At 55.1% G+C, this 16,617-nt stretch carries 12 protein-coding genes; 6 read left to right on the top strand and 6 right to left on the bottom strand.

Annotation, left to right across the window (positions count from 1 at the left end; translation table 11 throughout):
• Positions 1-35 precede the first annotated feature (35 nt).
• The 4 genes from wzz(fepE) to fes form a co-directional block, all read right to left on the bottom strand.
• On the bottom strand, positions 36-1,169 hold the full coding sequence (gene wzz(fepE) / locus ACERJC_RS01670) for an LPS O-antigen length regulator Wzz(fepE) (protein WP_373670891.1): 1,134 nt from the start codon (positions 1,167-1,169) through the stop codon (positions 36-38).
• A gap of 226 nt (positions 1,170-1,395) precedes the next feature.
• Positions 1,396-5,292: an enterobactin non-ribosomal peptide synthetase EntF gene (entF, locus tag ACERJC_RS01665; protein ID WP_373670890.1), complete on the bottom strand. Its 3,897-nt coding sequence runs from the start codon at positions 5,290-5,292 to the stop codon at positions 1,396-1,398.
• Positions 5,289-5,507 (bottom strand): MbtH family protein, encoded by a 219-nt coding sequence (locus tag ACERJC_RS01660; RefSeq protein ID WP_373670889.1) that lies wholly within the window; start codon positions 5,505-5,507, stop codon positions 5,289-5,291. Before ACERJC_RS01660 ends, entF begins: the two co-directional genes overlap by 4 nt.
• 30 nt (positions 5,508-5,537) lie before the next feature.
• Positions 5,538-6,740 carry an enterochelin esterase gene (gene fes / locus ACERJC_RS01655; RefSeq protein ID WP_178823980.1) on the bottom strand — a complete coding sequence of 401 codons (1,203 nt, stop codon included), beginning with the start codon at positions 6,738-6,740 and terminating at the stop codon, positions 5,538-5,540.
• Between the two features lie 243 nt (positions 6,741-6,983).
• Here fes and ACERJC_RS01650 point away from each other — a divergent pair, with 243 nt between their 5' ends.
• Complete coding sequence (locus ACERJC_RS01650; RefSeq protein WP_373670888.1) at positions 6,984-9,257, top strand: TonB-dependent siderophore receptor; 2,274 nt, start codon at positions 6,984-6,986, stop codon at positions 9,255-9,257.
• A gap of 51 nt (positions 9,258-9,308) precedes the next feature.
• Entirely contained in the window at positions 9,309-9,932 is a 624-nt protein-coding gene (gene entD / locus ACERJC_RS01645) for an enterobactin synthase subunit EntD (protein WP_373670887.1), read from the top strand.
• Between the two features lie 3 nt (positions 9,933-9,935).
• Here the strand turns inward: entD and ACERJC_RS01640 are convergent, their stop codons facing one another.
• Both ACERJC_RS01640 and ACERJC_RS01635 read right to left on the bottom strand, forming a co-directional pair.
• Positions 9,936-10,871 carry a transketolase family protein gene (locus ACERJC_RS01640; protein ID WP_152405545.1) on the bottom strand — a complete coding sequence of 312 codons (936 nt, stop codon included), beginning with the start codon at positions 10,869-10,871 and terminating at the stop codon, positions 9,936-9,938.
• Entirely contained in the window at positions 10,864-11,694 is an 831-nt protein-coding gene (locus ACERJC_RS01635) for a transketolase (RefSeq protein WP_152405546.1), read from the bottom strand. Before ACERJC_RS01635 ends, ACERJC_RS01640 begins: the two co-directional genes overlap by 8 nt.
• Positions 11,695-12,055: 361 nt before the next feature.
• On the opposite strand from ACERJC_RS01635, the gene ACERJC_RS01630 reads away from it, so the two are divergent.
• The 4 genes from ACERJC_RS01630 (at position 12,056) to ACERJC_RS01615 (ending at position 16,616) form a co-directional block, all read left to right on the top strand.
• Positions 12,056-13,006 carry a sugar-binding transcriptional regulator gene (locus ACERJC_RS01630; RefSeq protein WP_042320815.1) on the top strand — a complete coding sequence of 317 codons (951 nt, stop codon included), beginning with the start codon at positions 12,056-12,058 and terminating at the stop codon, positions 13,004-13,006.
• A 350-nt stretch (positions 13,007-13,356) separates the two neighbouring features.
• Positions 13,357-14,877 (top strand): FGGY family carbohydrate kinase, encoded by a 1,521-nt coding sequence (locus ACERJC_RS01625; protein WP_373670886.1) that lies wholly within the window; start codon positions 13,357-13,359, stop codon positions 14,875-14,877.
• Between the two features lie 139 nt (positions 14,878-15,016).
• Complete coding sequence (locus tag ACERJC_RS01620) at positions 15,017-15,952, top strand: D-ribose ABC transporter substrate-binding protein (protein ID WP_042320820.1); 936 nt, start codon at positions 15,017-15,019, stop codon at positions 15,950-15,952.
• A 43-nt stretch (positions 15,953-15,995) separates the two neighbouring features.
• A complete protein-coding gene (locus ACERJC_RS01615; protein WP_178824753.1) occupies positions 15,996-16,616 on the top strand; it encodes a DUF2291 family protein in 621 nt (206 codons plus the stop codon).
• The last annotated feature ends 1 nt before the right edge of the window (position 16,617 follow it).

Here is a 16,617-nt window from a genome sequence, read left to right as displayed (position 1 = left end):
GATCGCCGGAAGGTACTGAACCTTCCGGCCGTCTGTCAGACCAGACGTTCTTTGACAGTGGCGTCATCCATTTTACGCGCGACCATCGCATGCTGGAGAAGCACGCCAGCACAGGCCGTAATTCCTCCCATGATTGCCGCCAACACGACCACGATCGTTCTACCCGGCCCCTGTTTTTTCACCGGTAATGATGGCTCAAGCTGGTATTTGAACGGCGAGAACTTCACGTCGTGGATATCGACGGATTCCAGTTGCTCAACATAATACTGCCGGTTTTTTAATTCAGCGTTCAGTTCAGCCACATCCGTTACCGATTTTTCAATTTCCAGCTTTCGCTGGATCCCATCGGCGCCCAGAGAAATAGAAAAATCAGGATCGTCTTTCACCGCCTGGCCATTGCTGTAAACCGGTTTTTTAATTCCGGCTGCATTGGCAATCTCCAGTGAATAATTGAGTCGTTGAATATTGGTATCCAGTTGATTTTTAAGTTTCACGCGGTCCAGTGCCAGACGTTCTTTCTCAAAACGTGTTTTGACCTCCAGCTGATTGCGGATATTTTCCAGCGAATCCTGCACCACAATATCAGCAATAAACCGGATATATCCCGCCAGAACCTGCTGTGCCTCTTCTTTGGTAGGTGCCGTAAAACTCAACACCCAGGACGTATACAGCGCCGTTTCATTTTTCTTTCCGGCCTTGCTGTCCACCGCGTTCATCTTTTCACTCAGCGCGACGATGGCCCGATGCAATTCCAGTTCATTGATTTCCGCGCCTTTTAATTGATCCATTACATAGGGAGATGAGCGTAAATATTGCTCCAGTAGTGAAGACGACTGAAATTTCTTGATAAAGAGATTGAAGGTGTTACTACGATCGACTTTGATATCAAGGTCCAGAACACGTAATCCCGTCAGCGTTCTCTGCAGATCCTGCCACTGGATTGATTCGGCAGGCGTCACCACGGCTTCACTGGTCCAGCGCTGCGGCAAAAAAAACGTGACGAATAACCCCACGCACGCAAACGCGAGCGTACACGCAATAATACGTTTTTTAGCCTGCCATAAAATATCAATCAGTTTTAATAAATCGATTTCATTACTCTGAGAGTGGGGCAACGGAAAACCAGTAAACTCCGTATTTTTACTCTGCTTAATATTAAGTGACGGCATACTGTACGTCCTGTTGCATGTTCCATGAAAGCTAATTCCAGCTAACAGCGTAACAAACCCCCATAATATTCCGAAACACTAATGCATGGCTAAAGCTAAATTCAGAAGTTACCCTCCTGAAGGTAATATTCTTAATACAAGGAATTATCGCAATAAAAGATCCCCCGTAACTATGACGCGTTGTTGGCGCGTTGTTACGAGGGATGCTTAGAAGACGAATTATTAATCAGCTATGCTTATATTTATCACAGCATGCGGCGATGACAGGGCCGATATTTTCAAAGGCGGATGGGGAGATAATCTCCACATGCGCGCAGTCCTGACGATACACCTCCAGCTCCGCAATCCACGGCGCCCAGCTGCGTTCCGGGCTTACGCCATCCGGCAGAGTACGCTCGGCAACAAACAGCGTCGCGCGGCCATCAAAGGGGACGCTGTGCGCGCTGGTGAGTAAGCGGACGGCATCAGCGTAATTCCCTTCAATGGTGCTAAACAATTCGCCTGACGCGTTCCCCTGCTGCGCGGCCAGAAACGCCTCCCGCTCACGATCAATTTCCGCCAGCACTTCCGGGTCGAGTCCATTGGCCTCTTTTTCTGACCAGTTTTGCGTTTCCGGCGGCCAGGTATCCAGCAGACCGAGGAAAGCGACCGCTTCACCCCGCGCCCGCAGACGTGCGGCAATACCCTGCGCCAGCGTGCCGCCAAGCGAATAGCCCAGCAGGTAATACGGGCCATGCGGCTGTTGTTCAAGGAGCGTCGCCAGATGGTGTTCGCAGACCGCGTCCAGATTGGCTGACGTCTGCATCGGCCCCTGTGGACACGGCGACTGAATCCCCGTAATCGACCACTGTGGACTGAGATAGCGCGACAGTACGCTAAACTGCCAGGCAAATCCCGACGCCGGATGGAAGCAAAACAGCGTCGGGCCGTCGCTTTTACGCAGCGGCAGCAGCGTTTCAAACCCAAGACGCTGCGTCTGTGCGTCATCGTCCGCATCCAGCAGCGCCGCCAGCTGTGCCACCGTCGAGGCCACCATGACCTGCCCCGGCGTCACCTGACGGGCGAAGGTCCGGCTCAGTTGCGCTGCCAGCTTCATAGCCAGCAGCGAATGCCCCCCCAGCGCGAAGAAATCAGCCTCAACGTCGTTGACGTCACAGCCCAGCAGTTCACTGAATGCCTGAGCCACCGTCGTTTCGCTGCCCGGCTGCGGGGCTCTCCCTCTGGCACGCGGCGTTAATTCCGGCATCGGCAACGCTTTACGATCCAGCTTGCCGTTGGCGCTGAGCGGCAGTTGCGCCAGTTGCAGTAACACCACGGGTACCATATGCAGCGGGAGTTTCTCACGCAACTGCGCCTGGAGAGTGGGAATATCGAGCGGAAGGCCTGACTGCGAGACCAGATACCCTACCAGTTGGCGGGCATCGCCCCCCGTTGCCGCCGCCTGATTAAAGACACAGGCGTGAACCACCGCCTGCTCAACGTCAGGCAATGCCTGCATGACACGATCAATCTCGCCCAGTTCGATACGCTGACCGCGGATCTTAAGCTGATCGTCACTGCGTCCCAGATACTCCACCGCCCCGTTTTCCAGCCAGCGAGCGACGTCTCCGGTGCGGTACATCCGCTCTCCTGGCGCAAACGGATCGGCGATAAAGCGACTCGCCGTGAGGTCCGGTCTGCCAAGGTAACCCTGAGCAAGTTGGATACCGGTCAGGTAGAGATCGCCCGCTACGCCGAGGGGGACCGGATGCATCATCGCATCCAGGATCCGCAGTCCGGTATTCCACACCGGGAAGCCAATCGGTACGCTACTGCCGGTGACCTTTGCCAGTTCATCGCCCCAGGCTGGATACCAGCTGACATCAACCGCTGCCTCCGTTGGACCATACAGATTATGCAGCGGGGCATGCGTCAGTTGCTCCCACTCACGACATAAATCGGCGGGTAAGGCTTCGCCGCTGCAAAAGACATGCTTTAACGTTGCACAGCTTTCACCGGCGCTCTCTGGCGTCAACGAGGCGACGAATGCCGCCAGCATCGACGGCACAAAGTGGGTCGTCGTTACCCCGTAGTGGGCAAAGAAACGCTGCATGGCAAGCGGATCGCGGTGTGCTTCCGGCTCAGCCATCACCAGCTTCGCCCCGGCAATAAACGGCCAGAAGAATTCCCACACCGAGACGTCAAAGCTGCAGGGCGTTTTCTGCGCTACCACGTCCTTCGCCGTCAGGCCGTACTGGTTTTGCATCCACAGCAGACGGTTAACGATGGCGGTTTGCCCGACCATCACCCCTTTCGGTCTGCCCGTTGAACCAGAGGTAAAGATAATGTACGCCGTATGCTGCGGTTGCGATAACCCCAGCGGCGCGCTATCGCCTGCCGCCAGCGGTTCGTTATAGCAGAGGCTTTCCAGTCCCGGAATGTCGCTAAAGCGCGATAGCTGTTCCGCCGTAGCGATCAGCAGCTTCGGCTGCGCATCTTCCAGCATCATCCGTAGACGATCGTCCGGATAACCGGTGTCTAACGGTAACCAGGCCGCGCCGGCTTCAACAATCCCGTGCAGCGCCAGCGTCAGAAATACGGAACGCGGTAAGGCCACCGCGACGCTGTCGCCCGGTTGCACACCGCGTTCGCGCAGCACACCGGCGAGCGCCACCACCTGTTCGCGCATTTCGCGGTAGCTGAACTGATAGCGGGCATCCGCCAGCGCGGGAGCGTCCGGCGTTCTGCTCGCCTGTTCCGCTACCAGCGCACTCAGCGTCGTGGAAGGGATATCAACCGCCGTGGCATTAACCTGCGCAATCTGCTGATATTCAACCGGAAGCAGCAGATCGGCATCACCGCAGCGCAGAGCAGGGTTGGCGGCAAACTGTTCGATTAGCGCCATCAGACGTGACGCATGCTGTTTGAGCGTCGCTTCATCATAACGTTGCTGGTTGGCGAGAAGCTCAATGCTCAGGCCACCCTCTTCATCCGGGAACAGTGCCAGTTCCAGATCGTTCACCGGCCCCGTCGCCAGCGTATGGGTTTGCGCTGAAACCCCCGGCATGTCCAACTGATAGTCAAAGACTTTGACGTTAAGCACCGGGCCAAACAGCGGTTCTTCCCCCGCAACCCGTCCGCTGTCGCGGACGATTTGCTCTGCATCATAACGTTGATGACGGCGCATTTTCTTAAGCTGCGCGGACAGTCGTTTTGCCAGTTCCGCCAGACTTTCTCCGGCATCTATACGCACGCCCAGCGGTAACACGTTGAGTACCGGTCCGGTGGCGGTCAGCGCCGCCGATCCCATGCGACGCATAAAGATAAAGCCTGCCGCATACTCCATCCGGCTGCACAGGCGTCCCAGCCAGAGCGCGACCAGCGCCAGCGCCAGATCGGTTCGCTGTACGTCAGGCAGTTGCGCTGCCTGGTGGCGAAACGCGCCTTGTGGCGCATTCAGCTTCATACGGTAAATTTCTGACGTTGCCGCGCGCCCGGTCAGCGGAGTCGGTGAAAGCGATGCCGGTGGCGGAAGCTGTTTACGCTGCTCGGCCCAGAACGTGGCGTCACGCTGCCAGGCTTCACTCTGGCGATACTGCTGATACTCTTCCACGACCTCGGCAAACGGCGTGAAAGGGGAATCAGGCGTCGCTTCACCCCGACGCCATGCGCTGTAAATCGCGGTGATTTGGCGGGTAATCGCCGGAAAACTGAAGCCATCAACCAGTAAATGATGATAGCGCTGATACCAGTACCACTGGCGATCGCCGACCTGAATCAATTGATGATGCGCCAGCGGCTTACCGCCGTCGACGCGCAGATTTTGCTGGAGATCGGCCTGCATCAGCGCCAGCGCGGCGTCATGCGGGTTCGCTGCAGTGCGGAGATCGAGAATCAGCGGTTCGGCAAACGTAAAAGATTCATCCACCCATTGCCAGACGTCGCCGTTATCCTCGGTAAAACGCATCCGTAACGTATCGGCCTGCTGCATGCCGGCGGCCACCGCGCGCGCCAGCATCTGCGCATCCAGTTCGCCAGTTAATGCCACATAGTGTGCGACGCTCCAGGCGGAAGGTAATGTGGAGAGTTTTTCGGCCATCCAGATGCCAGGCTGTGCGGCGACAAGCGGTAAACGTGGGCTCATTGCGCCTCCTGAGAAACGGCATAATGGCCGGGAATTAACGTGGTCCAGTGATGCGCCAGCCACTGCTGGCAAGCTTCCTGAGACTGCGGTTCGCACGCCACCTGCCAGCCGGCAGGTAATGCGCAGTGCTGTGGCCAGAGGCTAAACTGCTGCTGCGAATTTTGCAGAATGTAGAACTGTCCCTGCGGATTATCGAAGGGATTACTGAATTCCATACTCAACTCCTGTCGTGGAAAATCGCTCGCTCAGAGCAGCGGCTTCCAGAGGTCAATCAACCCCTGCATCAGACCGCCACGCCAGCAAAGCGCATCATGTCCGCCGTCAACCTGACGCCAGAAAACCGACTGCTGTGTCGTCTGTAGTTGCGCGTAAAGCGCCTGATTTGCCCGGAAGATAACCGGTTCACGGACTCCCGCTTCGAGGACAATCCGCAGTCCCTGCGCGGACAGCGTGCCGGCGTTAAGCTGTTCAATAATCAGTCCGTCCTGGTGGCCACCGCGATGGGGCCACCAGTAAGAGCCGGACTGGCTGAGCACGCAGCCAAAGCGTTCCGGCCAGTGCAACCCGGCAAACAGCGATGACAGGCCACCAAAGCTTTGCCCCGCAACGATCGTGCGTTCCGGACGATCGCTGAACGGCGCGATGGCCCGGACCTGCGGCAATAACTCGTGTTGAACCGCCAGCCAGAAATCCGCATTGCAGGGCAGTTCACGACCGCGGTGCGCGGTATCAATGGCATCAATAAGCAGATACACCGCCGGTGGAAGTTGACCACGCCGGGTAAGTGAAGTGAGCGCGGGCCAGACGGGCATACTCTGCGCCCAGAATTGCCCGTCGAGAAGAACCGCCAGGGGGCGTTCACCTGGTTGCGCATCGCCCGTCGTAAAGACCCACACCCGGCGCGTATTACCCAGGCGCGCGCTGTTCCAGTGCAGAACCACCGGCGATGACGCAGGCGTTTGCGGGTAGTCCCAGCCCGGTTGCGCAGGGGCCTGCGGCATCTCGAGCGCCGAAACCGCGTGCCCTCGCCCGCCTTTCCAGCTAACAGGATTAAGCGGATCGGCAATCGCCTGCGGTAACAGCTGTCGCCAGCCTTCGCGTAGCGCCGTGCGATCCAGCGCTTCATCCGCCTTCAGCGACGCAAACGTATCGTCCCGCGTAGAAGGAATAAAGCAGTAGCTACCGCGCCAGTTGGCGCTTAAAACGGTCTGCCACTGCCAGACATCCGTTCCGGCAACGCGCTGCATCGTCTGAGGAAAGACATTCTGGTGATGGTCGGTAACGCCGGTGATATACACCCAGACTCGCTGAATGGCTGAGTGAAATTCACTCCCCTGCGGGTCGCGCCACCAGAAGGTCACCCGGTAATTTCCGTCTGCTTCACGCGCCCATTGCGGACCGTTTTTTGACTGCCACCAGGCCTCACTGCCTACCGTTAACGCCGTCACCGTCATAACCCCATGTTTACTGTGAATTTTTTCATTAATAGATGAAATATATTGATAATATTATTGATAACTATTTGCATTTGCAATAGCGTATTGACGCGCTGTGGGAAGCGCGAACAGTTTTTAACCAACCGCGCTGCGGGCTTTTCTGGAATGGAGGGTTTTCGCAGAGGCGGGCGACATCGGGCCGGATACCGATCTCAGGCGTCTGGTACACGTGGCTAAAGAAAAGCAGGAAATACAATGAACAAGAAGATTCATTCCCTGGCCTTATTGGTCAACTTAGGGATTTACGGGGTAGCGCTGCCTGCGATGGCAGAAGAAACAACTGATAGCACCGCGGTCTCTCATGAAGATACCATCGTGGTCACCGCCGCCCAGCAGAACTTGCAGGCCCCCGGAGTGTCGACTATCACCGCAGATGAAATTCGCAAAAACCCTCCCGCTCGCGACGTCGCTGAAATCATCCGTACCATGCCTGGCGTAAACCTGACCGGTAACTCAACCAGCGGTCAGCGCGGCAACAACCGTCAGATTGATATTCGCGGTATGGGACCCGAAAACACCCTGATTCTGATCGACGGTAAACCGGTGACCAGCCGTAATTCCGTGCGTCTCGGCTGGCGCGGCGAGCGTGATACCCGTGGCGATACCTCGTGGGTCCCCCCCGAGATGATCGAACGCATTGAAGTCCTGCGCGGGCCTGCCGCCGCGCGTTACGGTAACGGTGCCGCCGGTGGCGTGGTGAATATCATCACTAAAAAAGGCAGTAACGAGTGGCACGGTTCCTGGAACACCTATTTCAACGCGCCGGAACACAAAGAGGAAGGGGCGACCAAACGCACTAACTTTACCCTCAATGGCCCGCTGGGCGGGGATTTCAGCTTCCGCCTGTTCGGCAATCTGGATAAAACACAGGCCGATGCGCGTAACATCAACCAGGGTCACCAGTCTGAACGTACCGGCAGCTATTCCGACACGCTGCCAGCCGGTCGTGAAGGCGTCATCAATAAAGACATTAACGGCGTGGTGCGCTGGGACTTCGCACCGATGCAGTCGATTGAACTGGAAGCCGGTTACAGCCGTCAGGGTAACCTGTACGCCGGGGACACGCAGAACACCAACACCAACCAACTGGTGAAAGATAACTATGGCGAAGAGACCAACCGTCTCTACCGCCAGAACTACTCTCTGACCTGGAACGGCGGTTGGGATAACGGCGTCACCACCACCAACTGGGTTCAGTACGAACACACGCGCAACTCCCGTACGCCGGAAGGCCTCGCGGGGGGAACTGAAGGGATCTTCGACCCGAAAGCGTCACAGAAATATGTTGATGCCGACCTGAACGACGTCACGCTGCACAGTGAAGTCAGCCTGCCGTTCGATTTCCTGGTTAATCAGAACCTGACGCTGGGCACCGAATGGACCCAGCAACGCATGAAGGATATGCTCTCCAATTCGCAAACCTTTATGGGCGGTGAAATTCCGGGCTCCAGCAGCACCGACCGCAGCCCGTATTCGAAAGCGGAAATTTTCTCGCTGTTTGCTGAGAACAACATGGAGCTGACCGACAGCACCATGCTGACGCCGGGTCTGCGTTTCGATCACCACAGCATCGTGGGCAACAACTGGAGTCCATCGCTAAACCTGTCACAGGGGCTGGGCGATGATTTCACCCTGAAGATGGGCATCGCGCGGGCTTACAAAGCGCCAAGCCTGTATCAGACCAACCCAAACTACATTCTGTACAGTAAAGGCCAGGGCTGTTACGCCACGGGCGCCGCAACCGGCATCGGCTGCTACATGATGGGTAACGACGATCTGAAAGCGGAAACCAGCGTCAACAAAGAGATTGGTCTTGAATTCAAACGTGATGGCTGGCTGGCGGGTGTGACCTGGTTCCGTAACGATTATCGCAACAAGATTGAAGCCGGTACGGTACCCATGGACCGCACATCGATTACCAACAAAGGCAAAACCACCTACACCGATATCTATCAGTGGGAGAACGTGCCTAAAGCGGTGGTCGAAGGGCTGGAAGGGACGCTGAACGTACCGGTAAGCAGCACCGTTAACTGGACCAACAACATCACCTACATGCTGCAGAGCAAAAACAAAGAGACCGGCGAACGCCTGTCGATTATTCCGGAGTACACGCTGAACTCAACGCTGAGCTGGCAGGTACATCAGGACGTTTCTCTGCAATCCACCTTTACCTGGTATGGCAAACAAGAGCCGAAGAAATACGATTACCAGGGTAAACCGGTGACAGGCTCGGATAAACAATCCATCAGCCCGTACAGCATCGTGGGTCTGAGCGCGACCTGGGACGTGACCAAAAATGTCAGCCTGACCGGCGGCGTGGATAACGTCTTCGATAAACGTCTATGGCGTGAAGGCAATGCCCAGACTACCGGCAGTACAACCGATGTTTCTTATATGCGTGGCGCGGGTGCGTACACCTATAACGAACCGGGCCGTACGTGGTACATGAGCGTTAACACGCACTTCTGATGCCCACTCCCCTCCTCCACCCGGAGGAGGGGTTTTGGTTTTAATGACGCGATGCAGACAACTCACTCCCTTCTCACTCTGGCTCACCACACGTTGCATTGTGTGACCTTCGAACCGGACACCTTCCACGAGCACGATCTGCTGTGGCTTCCTCATTATGCGCAACTGGCACATGCCGGGCGTAAGCGGAAAGCCGAACACCTGGCTGGTCGTATTGCCGCCGTCCATGCGCTACGCGAGTTGGGGCATAAAAACGTGCCGGGAATGGGCGAACAACGGCAACCGTTATGGCCGCAAGGTCTGTTTGGCAGCATCAGCCACTGCGCGACTACCGCACTGGCGGTGGTTTCCCGCCAGCCTGTCGGGGTGGATAGAGAGGAAGTATTTACGCCGCAGATAGCGGCAGAACTGGCAAACAGTATCGTCTCGGAGGCAGAAAAAGCACGACTTGCAGAGAGCGGATTCCCTTTTGAACAGGCGCTCACGCTGGCGTTTTCCGCCAAAGAGAGCGCCTTTAAGGCAACCCAGGGGCTATCGCAGACAGACTGCGGATTCATGCACTATCACATTCTGGACGTTCAACATGACCAGATGAGATTACGGGCGTTCGACCAGATCTGGGGTGTACAGTGGCTCGCTTCCGATAGCCATGTCGTTACCGTAGCAACGCGTTAACCCTCAAAGCATTTCCCGCGCCTGGGCCGCAATCGACTGTGCATCAAAACCGTGGTGCTGGCGCATCCAGCCGCGGTCAGCCGCCGCCGCGTATTCACCATCCGGGATCCCTAAGCGCTTCAAAACCGCGCCAGTGCCTGCTTCGGCCAGGACTTCCGCCACCAGGCTTCCCAGTCCACCGTTGATATTATGCTCTTCAACGGTGATCACCGCTTTACAGCCTTTCACTGCCGCTAACAATGCCTGGGTATCACATGGACGAATGGACGGTACGCTTACCACCGTCGCCTGAATACCGGAATCGGCTAACAACGCGGCCGCATCAACAATTTCGTGGACGGTAGAACCTGTCGCCACCAGCGCCAGCGAGTCGCCTTCACGCAAGGTCACTACGGCCCCCGGCACAAAACGATAGCTCTCGTCATGCAGTTCAGGGAGCGCTTTTCCGTCCATGCGAATGTACACCGGCCCCTTGTAGCCAAGGGCATAGTCGATTATCTGTCGACACTCTCGCGGCGAAGAGGGGGCGAAAATCTGGATATTGCCAAATCCACGCATAATGGCGATATCGTCAATCGCGTGGTGCGTGCTCGCCAGCGGACCATAGCTGGCCCCCGCATTCAGACCAAACAGCTTCACGTTGGTATTGTTGTAGCAAACGTCAACTTTGATTTGCTCATTCGCGCGGGAAATCAGGAATGGCGCCGCGTTACAGGTGACCGCAACCTTGCCGCCGAGCGCAAGTCCTGCCGCCGTCCCGACCATGCTTTGTTCGGCAATCCCCACGTTGACCAGCCTGTCCGGGAACTGCTTAATGAAGGGGCCTATTTTCGCGGTGGATGTTGAGTCAGCGACGACCGGCACCAGATCAACGCCATTTTCTACCGCATCGATAAACGCCTGAACCATGACGTTCGCGAGGTGTTCTGCATTACTCATCTTTCAACTCCTCCAGAGCCAGTTCAATCTCTTCACCTTTCGGCACCCGGTGGTGCCACTCAGGACGCCCCTGGATAAACGAGATACCTGCGCCTTTTGTGGTATTGGCAATCACGACGTTAGGTTTCCCTTCCTGCTTCAGGCCTTCCAGGGTGCTGACGACCGACGCCATATCATTTCCCTGGCATTCAGTGACCTGCATGCCGAAGGCACGCCATTTATCCGCGAGCGGATCGGTGTTCATGATTTCACGCGTGGGTCCGGCCAACTGGAGATTGTTCTTGTCATTGATGATCACCAGGTTATCCAGTCCATAATGCGCCGCTGCTAGCGCGGCTTCCCAGTTGCTACCTTCTGCCAGCTCACCATCGCCGGTAATTAAGAAGATACGACGGGCACTGTTGCTTTTCTTCGCCGCCAGCGCCAGCCCCACCGCGACAGGCAAACCGTGGCCCAGCGCGCCGGTGTTCAGTTCAATACCTGGCGTTTTCTGGCGCACCGGATGGCCCGGAAGATGAGAATTGGCATGTTGGTATGTGCTCAGCCAGTCAACAGGGAAAAACCCCGCCTCCGCCAGAACACAGTAGTAGCAGCCTACCGCGTGGCCTTTGGACTGAATGTAGATGTCACGCTCCTCATCGTCGATGCGATCCGGGGCGACATTCAAAATGCGGAAATAGAGTGCGGTGAGCAGTTCAACCTGAGACAGGTCCGCACCGGTATGCCCTCCTGCCGGGCTGTAGGCGTTTAATTTGACGATGTGACGGCGCACCGCTCGCGCTGTGCGCTCAAGAGTCTGGATATCATAGTGCCAGGGATTCATTTAACACCTCTGAATTTATTTTCAATATGGAATATTTATTCCATCAGGGACTAAAAAAACCAGAAATCCCTTTGCTTCGCATCACACGGCTTACGCCACGGTCTCTTACTCAGGAACATTCTGCCTCCTCACCGCGACCACATTAACGTCGGGAATAATCAGTTGACCTGAAATCACTATGAATATATATTCACAGATGATTCTTTATTCAATTATGCAACCATATTTCCGTATTTGTCCATCCCTGTTTTTGAGGATTGGTTAAAGTTAGAGCTTTATCACACTTACCTGGCTTTTGTTTTCGCGTATGATAAAAGTTTCTAAGATAATGGCTGTACGTAAATGATTTTCGGGGAAATATATGGCTAAGCAGGACGAACAACGGCTATTGGTTAAAATCGCCACCCTTTACTATCTTGAAGGACGTAAACAGTCCGATATCGCTCAGCTTCTCTCGCTTTCTCAGTCGTTTATCTCCCGAGCCATTACCCGCTGTCAGAAAGAAGGGGTGGTAAAAATCAGCGTCGTACAGCCCTCAAATATCTTCCTGAATCTTGAGAAAGGGATCGAAGATCGTTACGGACTCAAACAGGCGATCGTGGTGGATACCGAAGACGATGCCACCGACCACAGTATCAAACGCGCCATCGGTTCCGCCGCCGCACATTATCTTGAAACCCGCCTGCGGCCCAAAGATCTGGTGGGCGTCTCCTCATGGAGTTCAACCATCCGGGCAATGGTTGACGAAGTGCATACCCAGAATCTGAAAGCCGGCGGCGTTATCCAGCTACTCGGCGGCGTCGGGCCAAACGGCAATGTGCAGGCCACCATTTTAACCCAGACGCTGGCGCAACATCTTAACTGCGAGGCCTGGCTGCTCCCTTCGCAAAGCATTGAGGGATCGGTTGAGGAGAAAAATCGGCTTATCGCCAGCAAGGATGTCGCCGAGGTGATCTCGCGTTTCGATAATGTCGATATCGCCATCGTGGGGGTGGGGATCCTGGAACCGTCCCAGTTGCTTAAAACGTCGGGTAACTACTACCACGAAGATATGTTACAGGTACTGGCCGATCGCGGTGCCGTAGGAGATATCTGCCTGCACTACTACGACAAAAACGGTCAGCCGGTCTTACAGGATGATGAAGATCCGGTCATTGGCATGGCGCTCGATAAAGTCAAAAAATGCCCAAACGTTGTGGCGTTGGCGGGAGGAACTGACAAAGTTGCTGCCATCAAAGGAGCGCTGAACGGGGGCTATATCGACGTATTGATCACCGATTATCCTACCGCGCGGATGTTAGTAACAGCCTGATCCCTCCCACATATTCGGTCTTTGCGAAAAAAGAGTTCACCGCAAAGACCGTATAAAAATCCCTATATTTCAATAAACTGAAAGGATTCACCTCCGCGCGACTATCGCGTGAACCTGATATTCTTCCCGCTGTGTAAGTGTGATTCTCAGCACAATTGATGATTTTTTCTATAGCCCAACTGAAAGATTCTGGCTAAGGTATTAAATAAATAATCAGCATCGAATATATATTCAGACAGTAAAAATACACGATGTCACAATCAAGCCTGATTAAGTAATGACGCGACAGTGAGGGAGGCCCTTTTCCCTTTAACGCCGGGACGCAATGTGACTCAGGAGATAATCAATCTATGTGTGCAGCAAAGAAAGAGTTCATCATTGCGCTGGATGAAGGTACCACCAACGCCAAAGCGGTCGCCCTGGACGCTCAGGGCGTGGTGGTCGCCAAATTTTCTCAACCGCTGGCCATTCAGACTCCGCGTGAAGGCTGGGTTGAACAATCCGGCGAGGTATTGATTGATGCATCGCTCGATGTGATTGCGAAAGCGATAAGTCACGTCGGCGCCGACAACGTCGTGGCCCTGGCTATCAGTAATCAACGTGAAACCGCCATTGGCTGGTATCGCCAGACGGGTAAACCGCTGAATTCCGCCATCACCTGGCAGTGCACACGCAGTGCGGCGTACTGCGAAGAATTGCGTCACGAGCACAAAGAACACCTGATCAAGACCACCACCGGCCTGCCAATTGCGCCACTTTTTTCCGCCTCTAAAATGCGCTGGCTACTGGAGTCGGTAAACGATGGCCCGCAGCTTGCAGCCCAGGGGAAAATCTGTCTTGGCACTATCGACAGCTGGCTGCTGTGGAATTTAACCGGCGGCGCGGCCTTCTGCTGCGACTACTCTAACGCGGCCCGCACCCAGTTGCTCAATCTGCACACCGGGCAGTGGGATGACACCATGCTGGAACTGTTCCACATCCCCCGCGCCGCGCTACCGGAAATTAAACCCTCCAGTGGATTATTTGGTTATACCCGTGGCCTGAACGGCATTCCGGATGGTATCCCGGTGATGTCGATGGTCGGTGACTCGCACGCCGCGCTGTTTGGTCATGCCCTCGGCGAGATGGGGTGCGTCAAGGCCACTTACGGCACCGGATCCTCCGTAATGGCGCCGGTGACTTCTGCCCAGTGCGATATTGGCGCGCTGGCGACCACCATTGCCTGGCACGACGGTGAGAACATCATTTACGGCCTGGAAGGCAATATTCCGCACACCGGCGATGCGGTGGCGTGGATGGCAGATAGCACCGGCCTGAGCGAACTTTCTGACGCCGAACTGGCTCATGAACTGAATACGCTCCCCGCCTCCGTTGAGTCAACCCTGGGCGTGTACTTCGTCCCGGCATTAACCGGGCTCGGCGCCCCCTGGTGGGATGACAGCGCGCGCGGCGTGATCTGCGGACTGAGTCGCGGCGTCAAACGAGCCCATCTGATCCGCGCGGCCCTTGAGTCGATTACCTATCAAATCGCCGATGTCGTGGTCGCCATGCAGCAACATGAAGACTTCAGTTTGTCGGCGCTGATGGTTGACGGCGGCCCGACAAAGAATGACTGGTTAATGCAGTACCAGGCAGACCTGCTGGGTTGTCCGGTGATGCGCAGCGATGTGCCTGAACTGTCGGCCATTGGCGCCGCGTTACTGGCACGCAAAGCGCTCCACCCTGGCTCGCTCACTGATTTAAAAGCCTTTTTAACCGTACACAGCGCATTTCAGCCCGATATGGCCCGCCATCATCGCCTGCAAAAAAGATGGCAGGAGTGGCGCAATGCGGTGAACAGAACACTATGGAAACCGGCCCCGTCCGCCTGACGCCTCACCAGGGAAGATGCGTGACACCCCGACTCATTAACAGAAGGAGAACTCCGGACCATTAGCCCTGCTTTACAAGAATTCATGCTTTACGTTGTTTCACCGTACCCGACAATAACAACACAGAGAGAACATTGTCATGAAATTACGTTTAACGCTGTTAACCGCTGCAACCCTGACCGCTTTGTCTTTTACTGCCCATGCCGCAGAGAAAGGGACAATTATGATTATGGTGAATTCACTGGATAATCCGTATTACGCGTCGGAAGCCAAAGGCGCCAGTGAAAAAGCTCAGGAGTTAGGCTACAAAACCACCATTTTGTCGCACAGCGAAGATGTAAAAAAACAAAATGAATTGATTGATACCGCTATCGGCAAAAAAGTTCAGGGCATCGTTCTGGATAATGCGGATTCAACGGCCAGCGTTGCAGCCATTGAAAAAGCGAAAAAAGCCGGTATTCCCGTTATATTAATCAACCGCGAAATTCCCGTTGATGATGTGGCGCTAGTGCAAATTACCCATAATAACTTCCAGGCAGGTTCTGAAGTTGCCAACGTTTTCGTTGAGAAAATGGGGGAAAAAGGGAAATACGCCGAGCTGACCTGTAACCTCGCCGATAATAACTGTGTTACCCGTTCGAAATCTTTCCACCAGGTTATTGACCAGTTCCCGGATATGGTCAGCGTCGCCAAACAAGATGCAAAAGGAACGCTTATCGACGGTAAGCGAATCATGGACAGCATTCTGCAAGCCCACCCGGATGTGAAAGGCGTCATCTGCGGTAACGGTCCTGTTGCGCTGGGCGCAATCGCCGCGTTGAAAGCCGCAAATCGCAATGACGTTGTGGTCGTCGGCATTGACGGCAGCAACGATGAACGCGATGCGGTGAAAGCCGGTACATTGCAGGCCACCGTCATGCTGCAGGCTCAGGCTATCGCCGCACAAGGCGTGACCGATCTGGATAACTACCTGCAAAAAGGGGTGAAACCAGAGAAACAGCGCGTCATGTTCCGCGGCATTCTCATCACCAAAGATAACGCAGATAAAGTACAGGATTTCAATATCAAGTCCTGATCTCGGGTAGTTGCGCCTCTTAGGAGGCGCAGAGGAGAACATTATGTCTAAAAAAGCCTGGCTGGCGCTGGTCGTATTGACCGTAGGGGGATGCCGCATTGTCTCGCAGCAGGAGCTTGCGGATCTCAAATCTCCGCCTAATCCCCATATGTCCAATATAGACCAAACGTGGCAAAACAAAATTGTGCCGCAAATTGTTGGGCAGGCTCGTCCGGTGGCAGATTTAATGGCTGCTTTACAGGCCGAGAAGGATTTCGATAGTGCCTGTAAAAAGCTGGGCTATCGCGCTCAGGAAGAGAACCCCTGCATCTTTTACGTCAAAGTCGAAGGCAAAATTGGCACGATCGATACCGCCTCCCGCAGCGGGAAAATGACCGTCGCGGATAAAAGCGGTAGCAATATTATTGTTCAGATTGGTCCAACGCTACGCGGCACACAATTACGTGACGCCTATAAAGGCGCGACTTATGGTGATTTTAACGACCAGGTCTTATTTGGCGAGTATGGTCGCGCTATTAACGACCAGGCGATAAAAATGATTCAGGCAACCCAACTTAAAACCGGCGAACCCACGCAAGTGTATGGCGTATTTTCTGCCTGGGATATTCCCCAGACGATCCCTGATATTACGCCCGCAAAAATTGACCCGGCAGGAGGACAATAAC

Source organism: Citrobacter telavivensis, from assembly GCF_041807075.1.
GTDB lineage: Bacteria > Pseudomonadota > Gammaproteobacteria > Enterobacterales > Enterobacteriaceae > Citrobacter_A > Citrobacter_A telavivensis.
The sequence above is the reverse complement of the archived record's forward strand: the minus strand, read 5'-3'. Positions and strand labels throughout refer to the sequence as shown.